Below are 2,090 nucleotides of genomic sequence, written 5' to 3' on the forward strand. Positions count from 1 at the left end.
GCACCCTTCCCCATTCCTTCCTCAAAACAACCTAGAATAGACATACTACCCATACAAAATAAGAGAAAGGCTGTAATCATCCCTGTAGAAAATGAGGCATCATCTCCCTTACCCAACTTGTGCTTTATTTTGTCACTTAATATCTCAGTCCCTTTTTCAATATTAATCCACTCTCCCAACAATGATCCGGTAACCAGGCTGAAAACCATGATCAACATATTATTGGCTTTAAAAGCCATAACCAAACCTAAACAAATTGTAAACAGACCTATAGCCTGAAATACAATTTCGAAAAGACGCTTAGGAATACGAGAACGAAAAGCTAAACCAATAGCACTTCCTAAAATCACAGCTCCTACATTAACAATCGTTCCAACCATTGAGATCTCTTAAAGATTAGTTTTCGTGTGGTAAAAATGAATATTTATTAGAATAATGCAACATCTGCTCAGTAAAATCCATAGGATATACAATCTCAACATCTACAATAATTCCTTCTTGATAAATGGGATGATATTCGGGATTGATAAAACCAGCATAAGCAGCCAGGTTCAATTTCGCGAAACGCTCTTTCACTTGCTTATGGATAGCTTCGTCAACTTTAACGGCATAATTCTCTACCAAAAGTTTTCCCGCTTCAAAATCGCCTTCTGATTTAATACGCTGAACCTCTTCCAATAACTCGCCGAAAAGCGTTCTCAGTTTATTGTAATCACGAATTACAAAATAAACTTTCCCCTCCTTCTCTACACGTTCTATGACTTTATCATCTACCCCTTTTTCGAAAACCCACTTCGCAATTAACTGACGATTTCTCATATGAGATTCTTCAATCTCTTTGCCTAATTCAACTCGAGTCAATTGAGTTAATAGACCATTGCGGATGTAACCGTCATATTCTGCCTTACCCACCTCTAAAGAAGGAACCAAGCCAATCTCAATTAGCTTTTCATCCATTATATAGTACAAAGCAAATAAATCAGCTCGGGCTTCCTCTAGTGTAGAATGGTAATTCTTCAAAGCATCCATACCTATACCAGGAAGTAGTTGTCCTGAGCCATGACCTAAGCACTCATGCAAATCGGTATGTAAGTTTCCTCCAAGATGTCCAAAAGCTTTGGAACGTGCAATTTCTTCTTCGCTATAGGCAAACTCTTCGAGCATTCCCCCCTTTAAGGATGCCTGATGGTAAGCATGCGTGATATTATCAATCGTCACCGATTTACTTCCGTGTTCCTTTCTGATCCATTCCGCATTCGGTAAATTGATTCCAATCGGAGTTGCTGGATGACAATCGCCTCCCAACATGGCTACTGTAATCACTTTTGCACTCACTCCTCTTACAATATCTTTCTTGAAACGTGAGTCTACAGGTGAATTATCTTCGAACCATTGCGCATTATCCGAAATGATTTTAGTTCGTTTACTTCCCTCAACATCTTCAAAGTTCACAACTGATTCCCAGCTGCCTTTTATTGCAAGAGCGTCGCCATAAACCTCAATAAAACCATTTACAACATCAACATGAGCATCCAAATCCTTAACCCAAAGAATAGAATAATCATCGAACGTATTTAAATCTCCAGTTTGATAAAACTCAATTAATTTGATAAGAGCTTGTTGTTGCAATTCACTATCAGCAACAGGAAGAGCTTTTTCTAACCAAAATACAATCTCTTCGATAGCTTCGGTATACATACCCCCAACTTTCCAAATCTTCTCTTTTAGCTCGCCATTCTCTTTGACAAGCTTGGAGTTTAAGCCAGTTGATATAGGACGCTCGACATCTCCTTTGTCTAATTCTTTATAGAATTCTTCGACTTCTTTCTGAGAAACGCCTTCATAATAATTATTCGCTGAATTCTCAATTAAATCCATTCCAGGATTAAGCACAACACGTTTGGCTTGTTCCTCTTCGCTAAAAATAACATCAGTCAAACGAACAATCAGATCAACTGCTTCTTCGGAAGCCATTAAAGGCATCAGCTCATAATTGGAGTTAGCGATCAACTCACCAAAATATTCCTCTGTGAATTCGGGCATCATCTTATCCATAGAATAATGATGATGTATACCATTTGAAAACCAAA

General features: G+C 38.1%; 2 protein-coding genes. Both read right to left on the reverse strand.

Annotated elements, in window-relative coordinates; translation table 11 throughout:
* Positions 1–380 (reverse strand): DUF554 family protein (locus ABY905_RS16800; protein ID WP_372645974.1); only part of this gene is annotated, 380 nt, incomplete at its 3' end.
* A 16-nt stretch (positions 381–396) separates the two neighbouring features.
* A partial coding sequence (locus tag ABY905_RS16805; protein WP_372645976.1) for a dipeptidyl-peptidase 3 family protein occupies positions 397–2,090 on the reverse strand: 1,694 nt, incomplete at its 5' end.

Origin of the sequence: Ancylomarina sp. (genome assembly GCF_041555295.1) — a bacterium.
Lineage (GTDB): Bacteria > Bacteroidota > Bacteroidia > Bacteroidales > Marinifilaceae > Ancylomarina.